12 protein-coding genes and 2 riboswitches are annotated in these 15,701 nt (G+C 68.3%); all 12 genes read left to right on the forward strand.

Going from position 1 to position 15,701, the window contains the following annotated elements:
- Nucleotides 1-90: 90 nt before the first annotated feature.
- The 12 genes from KZC56_RS11040 (at nucleotide 91) to KZC56_RS11095 (ending at nucleotide 15,701) form a co-directional block, all read left to right on the forward strand.
- Nucleotides 91-1,782: an ABC transporter substrate-binding protein gene (locus tag KZC56_RS11040; RefSeq protein WP_136035501.1), complete on the forward strand. Its 1,692-nt coding sequence runs from the start codon at nucleotides 91-93 to the stop codon at nucleotides 1,780-1,782.
- 40 nt (nucleotides 1,783-1,822) lie between these two features.
- Nucleotides 1,823-2,818 (forward strand): ABC transporter permease, encoded by a 996-nt coding sequence (locus KZC56_RS11045; RefSeq protein WP_136035502.1) that lies wholly within the window; start codon nucleotides 1,823-1,825, stop codon nucleotides 2,816-2,818.
- Complete coding sequence (locus tag KZC56_RS11050; protein ID WP_136035503.1) at nucleotides 2,811-3,791, forward strand: ABC transporter permease; 981 nt, start codon at nucleotides 2,811-2,813, stop codon at nucleotides 3,789-3,791. The genes KZC56_RS11045 and KZC56_RS11050 overlap by 8 nt, the downstream gene beginning before the upstream one ends.
- The gene (locus KZC56_RS11055) at nucleotides 3,788-4,639 is read left to right on the forward strand and encodes an ABC transporter ATP-binding protein (RefSeq protein ID WP_247638568.1); all 852 of its coding nucleotides are present in this window, start codon (nucleotides 3,788-3,790) and stop codon (nucleotides 4,637-4,639) included. The genes KZC56_RS11050 and KZC56_RS11055 overlap by 4 nt, the downstream gene beginning before the upstream one ends.
- On the forward strand, nucleotides 4,636-5,490 hold the full coding sequence (locus KZC56_RS11060) for an ABC transporter ATP-binding protein (protein WP_247638569.1): 855 nt from the start codon (nucleotides 4,636-4,638) through the stop codon (nucleotides 5,488-5,490). The genes KZC56_RS11055 and KZC56_RS11060 overlap by 4 nt, the downstream gene beginning before the upstream one ends.
- Before the next feature lie 71 nt (nucleotides 5,491-5,561).
- A riboswitch (glycine riboswitch) is annotated at nucleotides 5,562-5,656 on the forward strand.
- 1 nt (nucleotide 5,657) lies between these two features.
- A riboswitch (glycine riboswitch) is annotated at nucleotides 5,658-5,755 on the forward strand.
- 54 nt (nucleotides 5,756-5,809) lie between these two features.
- Nucleotides 5,810-6,925 (forward strand): glycine cleavage system aminomethyltransferase GcvT, encoded by a 1,116-nt coding sequence (gene gcvT / locus KZC56_RS11065; RefSeq protein ID WP_247638570.1) that lies wholly within the window; start codon nucleotides 5,810-5,812, stop codon nucleotides 6,923-6,925.
- The gene (gcvH, locus tag KZC56_RS11070; protein ID WP_136028632.1) at nucleotides 6,922-7,299 is read left to right on the forward strand and encodes a glycine cleavage system protein GcvH; all 378 of its coding nucleotides are present in this window, start codon (nucleotides 6,922-6,924) and stop codon (nucleotides 7,297-7,299) included. Before gcvT ends, gcvH begins: the two co-directional genes overlap by 4 nt.
- Nucleotides 7,300-7,360: 61 nt before the next feature.
- Nucleotides 7,361-10,201, forward strand: coding sequence for an aminomethyl-transferring glycine dehydrogenase (gcvP, locus tag KZC56_RS11075; protein WP_247638883.1), 2,841 nt, complete (start codon nucleotides 7,361-7,363; stop codon nucleotides 10,199-10,201).
- 215 nt (nucleotides 10,202-10,416) lie between these two features.
- On the forward strand, nucleotides 10,417-12,069 hold the full coding sequence (locus tag KZC56_RS11080) for a peptide ABC transporter substrate-binding protein (protein ID WP_136028634.1): 1,653 nt from the start codon (nucleotides 10,417-10,419) through the stop codon (nucleotides 12,067-12,069).
- Nucleotides 12,070-12,170: 101 nt separating this feature from the next.
- On the forward strand, nucleotides 12,171-13,097 hold the full coding sequence (locus tag KZC56_RS11085) for an ABC transporter permease (RefSeq protein WP_136028635.1): 927 nt from the start codon (nucleotides 12,171-12,173) through the stop codon (nucleotides 13,095-13,097).
- Complete coding sequence (locus tag KZC56_RS11090) at nucleotides 13,090-14,031, forward strand: ABC transporter permease (RefSeq protein ID WP_136028636.1); 942 nt, start codon at nucleotides 13,090-13,092, stop codon at nucleotides 14,029-14,031. Before KZC56_RS11085 ends, KZC56_RS11090 begins: the two co-directional genes overlap by 8 nt.
- The gene (locus KZC56_RS11095) at nucleotides 14,028-15,701 is read left to right on the forward strand and encodes a dipeptide ABC transporter ATP-binding protein (RefSeq protein WP_136028637.1); all 1,674 of its coding nucleotides are present in this window, start codon (nucleotides 14,028-14,030) and stop codon (nucleotides 15,699-15,701) included. The genes KZC56_RS11090 and KZC56_RS11095 overlap by 4 nt, the downstream gene beginning before the upstream one ends.

A 15,701-nucleotide genomic window follows, 5' to 3' on the forward strand; every position in this document is an offset into this window, starting at 1 on the left:
CCTCCTCCCGGGTTTCCCGTGAACCCCGACCGGGGTTCGGCTCCATCCGGAGAATCCCTCCTGCAGTGCAGCACCGAGAGGAAATGAAGAATGATCCGTAAGGGAAAGCGCGGTATCGCGCTCACGGCGGTCGCGGGGGCCTCGGTCCTCGCGCTGGGACTCACCGCCTGCGGTGGCGGGGGAGGCGAAGGCGGCAACGCCGACGGCGACCGCGCCCTCCGCGTCTGGGCCGGCAGCACGACGCCGATCACCACGAACTACAACCCCTTCGCCCCGAACGTGCTCCACGGCGCACTCGGTCCGATCTACGAGCCCCTGTTCTTCTACAACAAGACCAAGGATGAGGAGCCGATCGGCCTCATCGGCGAGTCCTTCGAGTACAACGAGGACGGCACGCAGATCACGGTGAAGATCAAGCCCGATCTGAAGTGGAGCGACGGCGAGCCCCTCACGGCCTCCGACGTCGCCTTCACCTTCAAGTACGAGGCCAACAACCCCGAGGGCAACAATCTGGTCTCCGCCGAGGCGACGGACGACACCACCGTCGTGCTCACGTACGGCATCGCGCAGTACACCACGGAATTCCAGCGGATGGGCTCGAGCTACATCCTCCCCGAGCACATCTGGAAGGACGTGGACGACTTCGCGAACTTCACCAACGAGGAGCCGGTCGGGTCGGGCCCGTACGTCGTCGACAAGACCACGAGCGAGTCCTACACCCTAGTCGCGAATGAGAACTACCGCGACGCCGACGAGCTGGCCATCAAGAAGGTCCAGTACATCGCCGTCGACAACAACCAGACGGCGCAGGATCTCGTCGCCGCGGGCGAGCTGGACTGGACCGGCATGTTCATCCCCAACCCGGACGACGTGACCGGCAACGGCAAGATCGAGTGGATCAACACGCCGCAGGACCCGACCGTGCTGTACACGTGCTCGAACGCCGAGCTCGGCTGCACGGGTCCGCAGACCGACGTCGCCGTGCGTCAGGCGCTGAACGTCGCGATCGACCGCGCCACCATCAAGGAGAAGGCGTTCGTCGGCCTCACCGCCGACATCTCGCCCGCCTACACGCTGCTCCCGCGGGATGAGAAGTGGCTCACGGACGACGCGTACGAGGTCAGTCCGCAGGAGGCGAACGTCGAGGAAGCCGCGTCGATCCTCGAGGCGGCCGGCTACACCAAGGGCTCGTCGGGCATCTACGAGAAGGCCGGCGTGCCGGTCGAGTTGAGCCTGATCTCGGTCGACGGGTGGACGGACTACAACGACGCCGCGAAGCTGATCGCCGAGCAGGCGGAGAAGGCCGGCATCAAGGTCACCACGTCCACCGTGCAGTGGCAGGAGTTCGTCGACGCCCGTCAGTCCGGCCAGTTCCAGCTGATCGTCGGCGGGGTCATCGGCACCACCATCGCCGACCCGTTCCAGATCTACCGTGACTGGTTCGGCGGCACCGCGGTGCAGTCCACCAGCCCGGTCGGGACGGAGATCCCCCCGGGGCGCTGGAACTTCAGCCGCTACAGCAACCCCGCCGTCGACGCGGCCATCCAGCAGGCCATCAGCACCGAGGACGAGGGGGAGCGCAAGCAGCTCTACGCCACGATCCAGGACGCGATCGTCAACGACGTGCCCTACATCCCGCTGGTGATCAACGCCACGCAGACCTTCTACAACACGAAGGACTACACCGGCTGGCCGACGGAGGAGAACCTCTACGCGTTCCCGCCGTCCTGGGGTGCCATCGCCGCCGGCTACGTGCTGACGCAGATCAAGCCGGCCGGCTGAGCGAAGGAGTCGGGGAAGCAGGAAGTCAGGACACAGTGACATGAAGTTCTATGCACGACGGATCGGGTTCTACGCGTTCACGCTGTGGGCCGCGATCTCCATCAACTTCCTGCTTCCCCGGCTCATGCCGGGGGACCCCGCCGACATCATGATCGCCAAGATGCAGCGGGCGGGCGGCGAGGTCTCCGAGACCACCATCCGCAACATCAAGCTGCTGCTCGGGGGCGACGACTCCTCGCTGTGGGAGCAGTACATCGCCTACTGGGGGCGGATGCTCCGCGGAGACCTCGGCATCTCCGTCACGAAGTTCCCGACGCCGGTCGCCGACCTCATCGCGGGCGCCCTCCCGTGGACCCTGGTGCTGGTGGGCACGGCGACCGTCCTGTCCTTCCTCCTCGGCGTCGTGCTCGGCGCGTGGGCGGGGTGGAAGCGGGGCACGTGGGTCGACCACCTCATCCCGGCGACCACCGTCCTGCAGTCCATCCCGTACTTCTGGCTCGCGCTCGTGCTGGTCGCCGTCTTCGCGGTCGGGCTCGGATGGTTCCCCATGTTCGGCGGCTACGACGTCTTCGACTTCCCGGACGGCCCGGAGCCGACCTGGGCCTTCTTCACCGACGCGGTCGCTCACTCGCTCCTTCCCGCGATCACGATCGTGATCAGCTCGGTCGGCGGGTGGATGTTCGGCATGCGCAACATGATGGTGTCGACGCTCGCCGAGGACTACGTGCTGACCGCCGAGGCGAAGGGCCTGCGCCCGCGGCGCATCATGACCACCTACGCCGCGCGAAACGCCGCGATCCCGTCGATCGCGGGCTTCTCGATCACCCTCGGCTTCGTGGTGGCCGGCGCCATCGTGATGGAACAGGTGTTCACGTATCCGGGTGTCGGGAAGCTCATGTTCCAGGCCGTCACCAACAACGACTACGCGCTGATGCAGGGGCTGTTCCTCGTGATCACCCTCACGGTGCTCGTCGCCAACTTCTTCATGGACCTCGTCTATGGCTTCATCGACCCGAGGGCTCGCCAGAATGTCTGACACGAAGAACCCGCTCCTCGTGGAGGAGCCGCCCACCGTCGCCCCCGAGGGCACGGTCGCCCTGGCCACGCAGCGCCAGGAACGCAAGCGCCGCCGGATCCTGCCGAGCACGTCGCCGAAGTTCATCGTCGGCTCTGTGCTCGTGCTCGCCATCGTGCTCTTCGCGATCATCGCGCCCTTCTTCACACAGAACCCGCGCAGCACCGACAACCCCGCACTCGCCGCGCCCTCGGCCGAGCACTGGCTGGGAACGACCAAACTCGGCAACGACGTCCTCGCCCAGCTCGCCATCGGGGCGCAGGGATCGTTGCTCATCGGCGTCACCGCCGGCGGGATCGCGATCGTCCTGTCCCTCTTCTTCGGTGTGCTGGCGGGGTACCTCGGCGGCTGGCGCGAGGACGCCCTGGCGCTGCTCACGAACGTGATGATCGTGATCCCCGGGCTCCCGCTCGTGATGGTGATCGCGTCGTTCGTGCCGCAGCGCAGCTGGCAGCTCGTCGCCTTCGTGCTCGGCATCACCTCGTGGGCCGGGGCGGCCTATGTCCTGCGGCTGCAGACGCGCTCGCTGCGCACCCGCGACTACGTGTACGCCTCGAAGGTGGCGGGGGAGCGATCGTTCCGCGTGATCCTCGTCGAGATCATGCCGAACCTGCTCCCGCTGCTGACCGCGCAGTTCCTGTTCGCGATCATCTTCGCGATCCTCGGCGAGGCCGGGCTGTCGTACCTCGGTCTCGGCCCGAACTCGTCGATCACCTGGGGGTCCATCCTCAACGACGCCCAGTCCGGGCAGGCGCTCGGCCGCGGTGCGTGGTGGTGGTTCGTGCCCCCGGGCATCATGATCGCGATCCTGGGCGCGGGCCTCGCGCTGATCAACTTCGCGATCGACGAGGTCATCAACCCGAAGCTGCGCAACGCGCCCGATGCGGCCCGTCGGGTGCGCAAGGCCGCCAAGACGAAGGGGGTCTCCGCATGAGCGACGCCGTCCTGACCGCGAGGAACGTGTCGATCGAGTACGAGGTGGATCCGCCGGTCAGGGCGGTGCGGGATGTGTCGCTGACGCTGCATCGTGGCGAGATCCTGGGGTTGGCGGGGGAGTCGGGGTGTGGGAAGACGACGCTCGCGTATGGGATGAATCGGTTGTTGAAGGCTCCGGCGTTGATGACCCAGGGCGAGATCGTGTTCCATGACCGGGATGGTCATGACATCGATGTGGTGGGCCTGGATGGGGAGGGGTTGCGGGCGTTCCGGTGGGACAAGATCTCGATGGTGTTCCAGGGGGCGATGAACTCGTTGAATCCGGTGATCAGTGTGCGGGCGCAGATCTTCGACATCTTCGACACGCACCGTCCGGGGATGAGCAAGAGGGCCAAGCAGGAGCGGGCGGAGGAGTTGCTGACGCTGGTGGGGGTGGATCCGAACCGGTTGACGAGTTTCCCGCATGAGCTGTCGGGCGGGATGCGGCAGCGGATGATGATCGCGATGGCGTTGGCGCTCGATCCGCAGGTGATGATCATGGATGAGCCGACCACGGCGTTGGATGTGGTGGTGCAGCGGGGCATCATCCGGGAGATCATGCGGTTGCGGGAGAGGTTGGGGTTCGCGGTGATCTTCATCACGCATGACCTGCCGATGCTGATCGAGATCAGCGACCGGATCGCGGTGATGCTGCAGGGGCGGATCGTGGAGCAGGGCACGGCGGAGGAGATCTACCGGACCCCGCAGCACGAGTACACGAAACGGCTGCTGTCGAGTTTCCCGTCGTTGACCGGGGAGCGGGGCGATTTCGTCCGCACGGGTATGAGCCAGGAGGTGGGGCGATGAGCGCGAACGATGCGGGCCGGGCCGGGACGCTGGAGGCGCGGAATCTGGTGAAGGACTTCACCCTGCGCTCCGGATTCCGCACGAGTGTGTTGCATGCGGTGAAGGACGTGTCGTTCACGATCGAGGCCGGGAAGACGGTCGCGCTGGTGGGGGAGTCGGGGTCGGGGAAGTCGACCATCGCGCGGATGCTGATGAAGCTGGAGACGCCCACCTCCGGGTCCATCCTCCTCGACGGTGTCGAGTCCGGCACCCGGGGTCGGGGGTTGGAGGCGTACCGGTCGGATGTGCAGATGGTGTTCCAGGACCCGTTCGCGTCGTTGAACCCGTTCCACACGATCGTGCATCACCTGGAGCGTCCGATCCGCCTGCACCACCCGAAGCTGTCCGGGACGGCGGTACGGGCGCGGGCGATCGAGCTGCTCGAACGGGTCCGGCTGACCCCGGGGGAGAGCTTCGCCGAGCGCCGCCCGCACGAGCTGTCCGGCGGGCAGCGGCAGCGCGTCGCGATCGCCCGGGCGCTGGCCCCAGGGGCACGGTTCATCGTCGCCGACGAGCCGGTGAGCATGTTGGACGTGTCGATCCGGCTCGGGGTCCTGAACCTGCTGGCCGAGCTGCAGCGGGAAGAGAACCTGGGCGTGCTGTACATCACCCACGACCTCGCCACAGCCCGCCACTTCTCCGATGAGATCATGGTGCTCTACAAGGGCGACGTCGTCGAACGCGGACCCGCCGACCAGGTCATCCTCCACCCGCAGCACGAGTACACCAAGACCCTCCTCGGTGCCGCCCCCGAGCCCGAGAACCTCGGCCGTCTTCGCGATGAGGTGCGTGCGGAGCTCGCGGGACGGTGATCCGGGTCCGAGCCGTATGGGTGGGGCCCGTGCGTCGGGCTAGACTGAAGCCACAATCGAAGACAGGCCGAACGACCCACGCGGGAGAGCCCCGGCGCACGCAGCCGGGCACCGAAGGAGCAAGCCTCCCCGCCAATCTCTCAGGTACGCGTACCGCGGGGGTCCGGCCGCTCTGAAAAGCGATCCCGAGCTGTCGGGGATCCGCCGACGGTGAAAGCCCGCGTGCTCGTGCGGGCGAAGCTCTCAGGCCCATGACAGAGGGGGAGTTCCCTGGAACGGCGATGCCGCCGTTCCGCCCGACCCAGCCCGGGAGAACTCCATGTCCGACCCCCGCTTCACCCCGCTGCGCGAGCGCCACGAGGCCCTCGGCGCATCCTTCACCGACTTCGGCGGCTGGCAGATGCCGGTGCGCTACACATCCGACCTCGCCGAGCATCACGCCGTGCGCCAGGCGGCGGGCATCTTCGACATCTCGCACATGGCCGAGTTCGCCGTGCGCGGAGGCGACGCGGGTGCCTTCCTCGACTACGCACTGGCCGGACGGCTGTCGGCTCTTGCGGTCGGCAAGGCGAAGTACTCACTGCTGCTCACGCCCGAGGGCGGCATCGTCGACGACGTGATCGTGTACCGGCTCGCCGACGACGACTACCTGATCATCTCCAACGCCGGCAACCGTGATGCCGTCCGTGGTGCGCTCGCGGACCGGGTCGCGCACTCCGGGGTCGAGCAGGTCGAGGTCGCCGACGTGTCCGACGACTACGCCCTCATCGCGGTGCAGGGTCCGCGCGCCGAGGAGATCCTCGCCGCGACGGCCGGTATCGGCGAGGTGAGCGTGCCGTGGGCCGAGCAGCGCTACTACGCCTGGGCGTCCGCGACGTTCGCGGGGCAGCCGCTGCTCCTCGCCCGCACCGGCTACACGGGCGAGGACGGCTTCGAGCTTCTGGTGCCGGCGGCTCACGCGGCCGCGCTGTGGGATGCCGTGCTCACCGCCGGGACGCCCCTGGGCCTGGTACCGGCGGGCCTCGCGGCGCGCGACACGCTCCGGCTCGAGGCCGGGATGCCCCTGTACGGCCATGAGCTGAGCCTGGACACGTCGCCCGCGCAGGCGGGCCTCGGTCGCGTGGTGGTCGCCGCGAAGGAGCGCTTCGTCGGCAAGGACGCCCCCGCCCCGGCGGCCGACGCGCGCGTCCTGGTCGGACTGACCGCCGAGGGTCGCCGCGCGGGCCGCGCCGGCTACGCGGTGGTCGACGCCGACGGTGCCCCGCTGGGGGAGATCACCAGCGGCGCCCTGAGCCCGACGCTGGGTCATCCGATCGCGATGGCCTACGTCGACCCTTCTTCCGCGGAAGAGGGAACCGCAGTATTCCTTGATGTGCGGGGGACCCGTATCCCCGCGACCGTGACCGCCCTGCCTTTCTACCGGAGGAACTCATGACCGACCTCAGCGCACTCCGCTACACCGACGAGCACGAGTGGATCGCCGGTGACGGCGACACCGTGACCATCGGCATCACCGACTACGCCGCCGAGAAGCTGGGCGACGTGGTGTTCGTCGAGCTCCCCGCCGTCGGCACCGAGATCACCGCCGGCTCCGTGGTGGGCGAGATCGAGTCGACCAAGTCGGTCGGCGAGCTCTACGCCCCGGTGGCCGGCACGGTCGTCGAGATCAACGACGCCGTGGTCGACGACCCGTCGCTGGTGAACGCCGAGCCCTTCGAGGGCGGCTGGCTGCTCAAGGTCTCGGTCGCCGCCGGCGCCCTGGACGGACTGCTCGACCGCGACGCCTACGTCGCACTCACGGAGGGCTGAGACACACGTGGTTGCTTTCGCCGATCGTCACATCGGACCCACCGAGGCCGCACAGCGCACGATGCTCGACGCGCTCGGGCTCGGCGGCGCGGAGGACGGGCCCACCAGCCCGGTCGAGACGCTCATGCGCCAGGCCGTCCCCGCCTCGATCTACACGGGGCCGGAGGCCGCGGTCGCGGAGTCGCGCATCCCCGCCGCCGCGAGCGAGACCGAGGCCCTGGCCGAGCTGCGGGCGCTCGCGTCGCGCAACACGGTCCGCCGCGCGATGATCGGCCTCGGGTACTACGACACCATCACGCCCCAGGTGATCCAGCGCAACGTGCTGGAGAACCCCTCCTGGTACACGGCTTACACGCCGTACCAGCCCGAGATCTCGCAGGGGCGCCTGGAGGCGCTCATCAACTTCCAGACCATGGTCGCCGAGCTCACCGGCCTCAGCACCGCGAACGCGTCGATGCTCGACGAGTCCACGGCCGTGGTCGAGGGGATGCTGCTCGCGCGGCGGGCCTCGAAGTCCTCGTCGAACGTGTTCGTGGTCGACGCCGACGCGCTGCCGCAGACCAGGGCCATGCTCGCGTCCCGCGCGGACGCCCTCGGTGTCGAGCTCGTGACGGTCGACCTCGCGGCGGGCGAGGAGCTGCCGGACGAGCTGTTCGGCGTGTTCGTGCAGTACCCCGGCGCGTCCGGTCGCGTGTGGGATCCGACGGCGGTGTTCGAGGCCGCGCACCTCGCGGGTGGTCTCGCCGTGGCCGCGGCCGACCTGCTGGCGCTCACACTGCTCACGGCCCCGGGGACGATGGGTGCCGACGTCGCGGTCGGCACCACGCAGCGCTTCGGCGTGCCGATGGGCTTCGGCGGACCGCACGCCGGCTATATGGCGGTGCGCTCCGGCCTCGAGCGCCAGCTGCCGGGGCGACTGGTCGGGGTGTCGGTCGATGCCGACGGCAAGCCCGCGTACCGGCTCTCGCTGCAGACGCGCGAGCAGCACATCCGCCGGGAGAAGGCCACGTCCAACATCTGCACGGCGCAGGTGCTGCTCGCGGTCATGGCTTCGATGTACGCGGTGTACCACGGCCCCGACGGGCTGCGCTCGATCGCCCAGGGCGTCGCCGGCAAGGCCACCCTGTTGCGTGACTGGCTGGTCGAGGCGGGGGCCGAGGTCGTGCACGAGCACTTCTTCGACACGCTCACGGTGCGGGTGCCTGGCGCCGCGGCGGAGCATGCCGCCCGCGCGCGCGAGGAGCACGGCATCCTGCTGCGGGTCGCCGACGCCGACACGATCGGTGTCGCGGTGGACGAGACGACGACGTTCACCGACCTGCACCGCGTGGCGCTGGTGTTCGGCGGGCCGACGGAGCGGGCGTTCGCGTTCGTCGCGGGTGTCTCGGTCGCGCTGCCGGAGGCTCTCCGCCGCGCGGACGAGTACCTCACGCACCCGGTGTTCCACGCGCACCGCAGCGAGACCGCGATGATGCGCTACCTCAAGAGCCTGTCCGACCGCGACTACGCGCTCGATCGCGGCATGATCCCGCTCGGCTCGTGCACCATGAAGCTGAACGCGGCGACCGAGATGGCGGCGATCACGTGGCCCGAGTTCGCCGGCATCCACCCGTTCGCCCCGGCGGACGACGTGCAGGGCTATCTCGAACTGATCGATCAGCTCGAGAGCTGGCTCGCCGAGATCACCGGCTACGACGCGGTGTCGCTGCAGCCGAACGCGGGGTCGCAGGGCGAGCTCGCCGGCCTGCTCGCGATCCGCGGCTACCACCACGCGAACGGCGACGCGCACCGCACGGTGTGCCTCATCCCGTCGTCGGCGCACGGCACGAACGCTGCGTCTGCCGTACTGGCGGGCATGAAGGTCGTGGTCGTGGCCAGCGATGCGCTCGGCAACGTCGACCTCGACGACCTCCGCGCCAAGATCGCGCAGCACGCCGATGAGCTCGCTGCGCTGATGATCACGTACCCCTCGACGCACGGGGTGTACGAGGAGCAGGTGGTCGAGATCACGACGGCGGTGCACGAGGCCGGCGGTCAGGTGTACGTCGACGGCGCGAACCTCAACGCGCTGCTCGGCTACGCGCGCTTCGGTGACCTGGGCGGCGACGTCTCGCACCTCAACCTGCACAAGACGTTCGCGATCCCGCACGGCGGGGGTGGCCCCGGCATCGGCCCGGTCGCGGCGAAGGCGCACCTGGCCCCGTACCTGCCCTCGCACCCGCTGGCACAGCGCGCCGAGCATTTCGGCGGCTACACGTTCGACGGTGCGGTCATCTCGGCGGCCCCCTACGGTTCCGCGGGCATCCTGCCGATCTCCTGGGCCTACGTGCGCATGATGGGAGCCGACGGGCTGCGCCGGGCGACCGCAGCGGCCGTGCTCTCGGCGAACTACATCGCGGAGCGGCTCGGCTCGCACTTCCCCGTGCTCTACACGGGCGAGAACGGCCGGGTCGCGCACGAGTGCATCCTCGACCTGCGTCCGCTCAAGGAGGCCACGGGCATCACGGTCGACGACGTCGCCAAGCGCCTCATCGACTACGGGTTCCACGCGCCGACGATGTCGTTCCCGGTCGCCGGCACCCTGATGGTGGAGCCGACCGAGTCGGAGGACCTCGACGAGATCGAGCGGTTCATCGAGGCCATGATCATGATCAAGGCCGAGGCCGACGCGGTGGCCGCCGGACGCTGGCCGGCCGACGACAACCCGCTCGTGCACGCACCGCACACCGCGGTGTCGCTCATCGCGGGGGAGTGGGGGCACGCCTACACGCGCGAGGAGGCGGCCTACCCGGTGCGCTCGCTCGTGGCCGCCAAGTACTGGCCGCCGGTGCGCCGGATCGACCAGGCGTACGGCGACCGCAACCTGGTGTGCGCGTGCCCGCCGGTGGAGGCGTTCGCGTGAGTCCCTGCTGATCCGCGGACGGCGTCGCGGTCACCTCCGGGTGGCGCGGCGCCGTCCTCGTCTCCCCATGTTTCGCGCGAGTGACGATTGGTCACCACTCAGTAACAGTTCGTTAGCCGAGTGCGTCGGCGGGCGGACTCGCGGGTTACGCTCAGGTATCCCTGCGTGCTCGACGATGCGCACGCAGAATTCCCACGTCCACAGGAGGACACAAAGTGAAGCGCAACAAGATCGCCCTGGCGGGCGTCGCGCTGTTCGCGGGTGGCGCTCTGGCGCTCGCGGGCTGCGCGGGCGGATCCGGCAACACCGGTGACGGCGGCAACGGTGGGGCCAAGGCCGACCCGGATGCCATCATCACGACGAACGGCTCGGAGCCGGAGAACCCGCTGATCCCGACCAACACGAACGAGGTCGGTGGCGGCAAGATCCTCGACGAGATCTTCGCCGGGCTCGTCTACTACGACGCCGAGGGCAAGCCGGTCAACGACATGGCCGAGGAGATCACCACCGAGGACCCGCAGCACCTCACCGTGAAGCTGAAGGAGGGTCAGACCTTCTCCAACGGCGAAGAGGTCACCGCCGACAACTTCATCAAGGCGTGGAACTACGGCGCACAGGCGGAGAACGCCCACCTCTCGAGCTACTTCTTCGAAGACATCGAGGGCTTCCAGAACACCCCCGACGTGTACGGCGCTCAGGGCGACATGTCCGGTCTCCAGCAGGTCGACGACTACACGTTCACGATCACGCTGAACAAGCCGGCCGCCGATTTCGCGCTGCGCCTCGGCTACTCGGCCTACTACCCGCTGCCCGACGTCGCGTTCGAGGACATCGACGCGTTCGGCGAGAACCCGATCGGCAACGGCCCGTACAAGCTCGACGGTGAGGGCGCCTGGCAGCACGACGTGCAGATCGACCTGGTCCGCAACGACGACTACGACGGCGGTCGCAAGGCCAAGAACGGCGGCCTGTCGATCATCTTCTACGCGACGCAGGACGCGGCCTACGCCGACCTGCAGGGCAACAAGGTCGACGTCATCGACGTCATCCCGTCCGTGTCGCTGCCGACCTTCCAGGACGACCTGGGCGACCGCGCGGTGAACCAGCCGTCGGCCGTCTTCCAGTCGTTCACGATCGGTCAGTTCCTGCCGCACTTCTCCGGCGAAGAGGGCATCCTCCGTCGTCAGGCCATCTCGATGGCGTTCGACCGCGACCAGATCACCGACAAGATCTTCTTCGGCACCCGCACCACGGCCTCCGACTTCACGTCGCCGGTCATCGACGGCTGGTCCGACTCGATCAAGGGCAACGAGGTCCTCAAGTACGACCCCGAGAAGGCCAAGGAGCTGTGGGCCGAGGCCGACGCCATCTCCCCGTGGGAGGGCGAGTTCAAGATCGCCTACAACACCGACGGTGGCCACCAGGAGTGGGTCGACGCCGTGACCAACGCGATCTCCAACACGCTGGGCATCGAGGCATCGGGCGACCCGTACCCGACCTTCTCGGTCATCCGCGAGGAGATCAACAACAACAGCATCAAGACCGCTGCCCGTTCGGGTTGGCAGGCCGACTACCCCGGTCTGTACAACTTCCTCGGCCCGCTCTACGCGACCAACGCCGGCTCCAACGACGGTGACTACTCGAACCCCGAGTTCGACGCGCTGATCGCCGAGGGCATCAGCAACACCGACACCGCGGCCCAGGTCGAGGAGTTCACCAAGGCGCAGGAGATCCTGTTCAACGATCTCCCCGCGATCCCGCTGTGGTACTCCAACGTGACCGGTGGTTACGCCGACACGGTCGACAACGTCACGTTCGGCTGGAACTCGGTCCCGCTGTACTACGAGATCACGAAGGCTGCCGAATAGGCCTGACGGAGCTCGCACCCGCGAGGCGGTGACGGTTTCCGTCACCGCCTCGTCGGGTGCTCCCGTTCGGTCTGTTCGCGCCCTCCCGAAAGGGACTGCGGATGCCCAGCTATATCATCAGACGTCTTCTCCAGGTGATCCCCGTGTTCTTCGGGGCCACCCTGCTCATCTACTTCCTCGTGTTCGCCATGCCGGGCGACCCGATCCTGGCTCTGTTCGGCGATCGCACGCCCAATGAGGCTCTCGTCAACGCCCTGCGCGAGGAGTACCACCTCAACGAGCCGTTCCTGGTCCAGTACTGGTACTACATCACCGGTGTCTTCCAGGGTGACCTCGGCACGACCTTCTCCGGTCGCCCGGTCTCCGCGGTGCTCGTCGACACGCTTCCGGTCACCGGCCGGCTCGCCGTCATGGCGATCGGGATCGAGTTCACGCTCGCGATCACGATCGGCACGATCTCGGCGCTGCGCAAGGGCAAGCTGTTCGACACGACCGCCCTGCTGGTCGCGCTCGTCGCCCTGGCGATCCCGATCTTCGTGCTGTGCTTCCTGGCCCAGTACTTCCTGGCGATCCAGTGGGGCTGGTTCAGCCCGACCGTCGGCTCCGACAACGACTGGGGTGGCCTCTGGCTCCCCGCCCTCGTGCTCGGGTTCAGCCTCTTCGCCGTCAGCATGCGCCTGATGCGCAGCTCGGTGATCGACACCCTCAACCAGGACTGGGTGCGCACGGCGTACAGCAAGGGACTCTCGCGCACGCGCGTGATCCCGGTGCACGTGCTGCGCAACTCCCTGCTCCCGGTCATCACCAACTCCGCCACGAACTTCGGCGTGCTCCTCGTGGGCGCGACCGTGACCGAGGGGATCTTCAACATCCCCGGTGTCGGCAACACGCTCTACCAGGCGGCGATCCGCGGTGAGGGGCCCACCGTGGTCTCCTTCGTCACGGTGTTCGTGATCCTGTACGTGCTGGTGAACCTTGTCATCGACCTGCTCTACGGTCTGCTCGACCCGAGGATCCGCTATGTCTGACCCCACCACGCAGAAGCACTACGTCGCCCCGGTCGAGACCGAGTCGATCGCCATCGATGCGGTGCGCGTCGCCGAGAAGCCCAGCAACCTGTGGCGCGACGCGTGGCGCGACCTGCGCCGTCGCCCGATGTTCTGGTTCTCGGTGCTGCTCGCCGCGCTGTTCATCGTCATGTCGTTCTGGCCGACCCTGTTCACGCAGGTCAACCCGCGCGTGTGCGACCTGATGAACAGCAACGAGGGCCCGACGCCCGGCCACCCGCTCGGGTTCAACTTCCAGGGCTGCGACATCTACGCCCGCGTCGTCTGGGGCGCCCAGACGTCGCTGTCGGTCGGTCTCATCGCCACCGTGATCTCCGCGGTGCTCGGCCTCATCATGGGTGCGCTGGCCGGTTTCTACGGCGGCTGGATCGACGCGCTGCTGTCCCGCATCGGCGACATCTTCTTCGCGATCCCGTACATCCTGGCCGCCCTGGTCGTGATGACGGTGCTCTCGGACTATCGCTCGGTGTGGACGCTCGCGCTCGCGATCGGTGGCTTCTCCTGGGCGTCCACGGCACGCGTCGTGCGCGCTGAGATCCTCCGGGTGCGGCAGGCGGACTTCGTCATGGCGTCGCGCTCGCTGGGCCAGTCCCGGTTCAAGACGCTGCTGACCCACGTGATCCCCAACGGCATCGCGCCGCTGCTGGTCGTGTCGACCCTGGGACTCGCCGCGGCGATCGTGGCGGAGGCAACCCTGTCGTTCCTCGGTGTCGGACTCGGCGGCACGGTGGTGTCGTGGGGTAACGACATCAGCCAGGCACAGGCGGCTCTGCGCATCGCCCCGATGTCGCTCATCTATCCATCGATCGCGCTCACCCTCGCGGTGCTCGCGTTCGTCGGCCTCGGCGAGCTCATCCGAGACGCCCTCGACCCGAAGGCGAGGGCCCGCCGATGAGCGACCACAACGCCGCCCAGATCCCGCTGCTGAGTGTCCGCGACCTCAAGGTCGCGTTCCGTTCGCAGGAGGGGATGCGCGAGGTCCTGCACGGTGTCACGTTCGACGTGTTCCCCGGCGAGACCGTCGCGATCGTGGGGGAGTCCGGCTCGGGCAAGTCCACCACGGCCACGGCCATCGTCGACCTGCTGCCGGGGACCGGAAAGGTCACCGGAGGATCGATCACGCTCGAGGGCCGTCCGCTCACGGGCCTGAGCCGACGCGACATCGAGGCGGTGCGCGGTCGCGACATCGGCTTCGTGCCGCAGGACCCCATGTCGAGCCTCAACCCGGTGTGGAGCATCGGCTTCCAGGTCAAGGAGGCCGTGCGCGCCAACGGCATCGCCCAGGGGCGTGCCGCTGTCAAGGCACGCACGATCGAGGTGCTGCAGCAGGCGGGTCTGGCCGATGCCGAGCGACGGCTGCACCAGTATCCGCACCAGTTCTCCGGCGGGATGCGCCAGCGCGCGCTGATCGGCATCGGTCTCGCGGCCGACCCGAAGCTCCTGATCGCCGACGAGCCGACCTCGGCCCTCGACGTGACGGTGCAGCGGGTCATCCTCGATCACATGGCCTCCCTCACGCGGGACAAGGGCACCTCGGTGCTCCTGATCACGCACGACCTCGGTCTCGCGGCCGAGCGCGCGGAGAAGATCATCGTGATGAACGGCGGCAACATCGTCGAGGCGGGGCCGAGCCGTCAGATCCTGGAGAACCCGCAGCACCCGTACACCAAGCGGCTGGTGGCCGCGGCGCCCAGTGTGGCGTCGCAGCGCATCCAGGCGGTCGTGGAGGATCGGGGGATCGAGACGCTCGAGGACCTCGCGGACATCCCGCCGACCGTCCGGGTGGCCGGTCTGACGAAGGACTACAAGATCCGCCAGGGCAACTTCCGCAGCGAGGCCTTCCGGGCGGTGGACGACGTGTCGTTCGAGATCCCGCGCGGCAAGACGCTCGCACTGGTCGGGGAGTCCGGATCGGGCAAGTCCACGGTCGCGAAGATGGTGCTCAAGCTCGAGGATCCGACCGCCGGCACGATCGAGATCGACGGTCAGGACGTGTCGGGGCTCTCGAACGCGCAGGCGTTCGGGCTCCGTCGCCGGATGCAGCCGGTGTTCCAGGACCCGTACGGCTCGCTCGACCCGCTGCGCAACATCGGCAACACGATCGCCGAGCCGCTGCAGATCCACGGCGTCGGCGACCGCGCCTCGCAGCGGGCGCGCGTGGAGGAGCTGCTGGAGCAGGTCGCCCTGCCCCAGTCCCTGGCCACGCGATACCCGAACGAGCTGTCGGGCGGTCAGCGGCAGCGCGTGGCGATCGCCCGTGCGCTCGCGCTCAAGCCCGATATCATCGTGCTCGACGAGGCGGTGTCGGCGCTCGACGTGCTGGTGCAGGACCAGATCCTGAAGCTGCTCGCCGACCTGCAGTCCGAGCTCGACCTGACGTACCTGTTCATCACCCACGACCTCGCGGTCGTGCGGGTCTCCAGCGACCTGGTGTGTGTGATGGAGAAGGGCCGCGTGGTGGAGCAGGGCACGGTCGACGAGATCTTCGCGAATCCGCAGGAGGAGTACACGGAGCGCCTGCTGCAGGCGATCCCGGGTGCGTCGATCCCTCTCGGCGGCCACTGA

The sequence above is a fragment of the Microbacterium sufflavum genome (genome assembly GCF_023091155.1).
Lineage (GTDB): Bacteria > Actinomycetota > Actinomycetes > Actinomycetales > Microbacteriaceae > Microbacterium > Microbacterium sufflavum.

What these genes read in the sequence shown, in the direction of transcription:
- KZC56_RS11040 (WP_136035501.1), top strand. Translation starts at nt 91, where the DNA reads ATGATCCGTAAGGGAAAGCGCGGTATCGCGCTCACGGCGGTCGCGGGG.
- KZC56_RS11045 (WP_136035502.1), top strand. Translation starts at nt 1,823, where the DNA reads ATGAAGTTCTATGCACGACGGATCGGGTTCTACGCGTTCACGCTGTGG.
- KZC56_RS11050 (WP_136035503.1), top strand. Translation starts at nt 2,811, where the DNA reads ATGTCTGACACGAAGAACCCGCTCCTCGTGGAGGAGCCGCCCACCGTC.
- KZC56_RS11055 (WP_247638568.1), top strand. Translation starts at nt 3,788, where the DNA reads ATGAGCGACGCCGTCCTGACCGCGAGGAACGTGTCGATCGAGTACGAG.
- KZC56_RS11060 (WP_247638569.1), top strand. Translation starts at nt 4,636, where the DNA reads ATGAGCGCGAACGATGCGGGCCGGGCCGGGACGCTGGAGGCGCGGAAT.
- gcvT (WP_247638570.1), top strand. Translation starts at nt 5,810, where the DNA reads ATGTCCGACCCCCGCTTCACCCCGCTGCGCGAGCGCCACGAGGCCCTC.
- gcvH (WP_136028632.1), top strand. Translation starts at nt 6,922, where the DNA reads ATGACCGACCTCAGCGCACTCCGCTACACCGACGAGCACGAGTGGATC.
- gcvP (WP_247638883.1), top strand. Translation starts at nt 7,361, where the DNA reads ATGCTCGACGCGCTCGGGCTCGGCGGCGCGGAGGACGGGCCCACCAGC.
- KZC56_RS11085 (WP_136028635.1), top strand. Translation starts at nt 12,171, where the DNA reads ATGCCCAGCTATATCATCAGACGTCTTCTCCAGGTGATCCCCGTGTTC.
- KZC56_RS11090 (WP_136028636.1), top strand. Translation starts at nt 13,090, where the DNA reads ATGTCTGACCCCACCACGCAGAAGCACTACGTCGCCCCGGTCGAGACC.
- KZC56_RS11095 (WP_136028637.1), top strand. Translation starts at nt 14,028, where the DNA reads ATGAGCGACCACAACGCCGCCCAGATCCCGCTGCTGAGTGTCCGCGAC.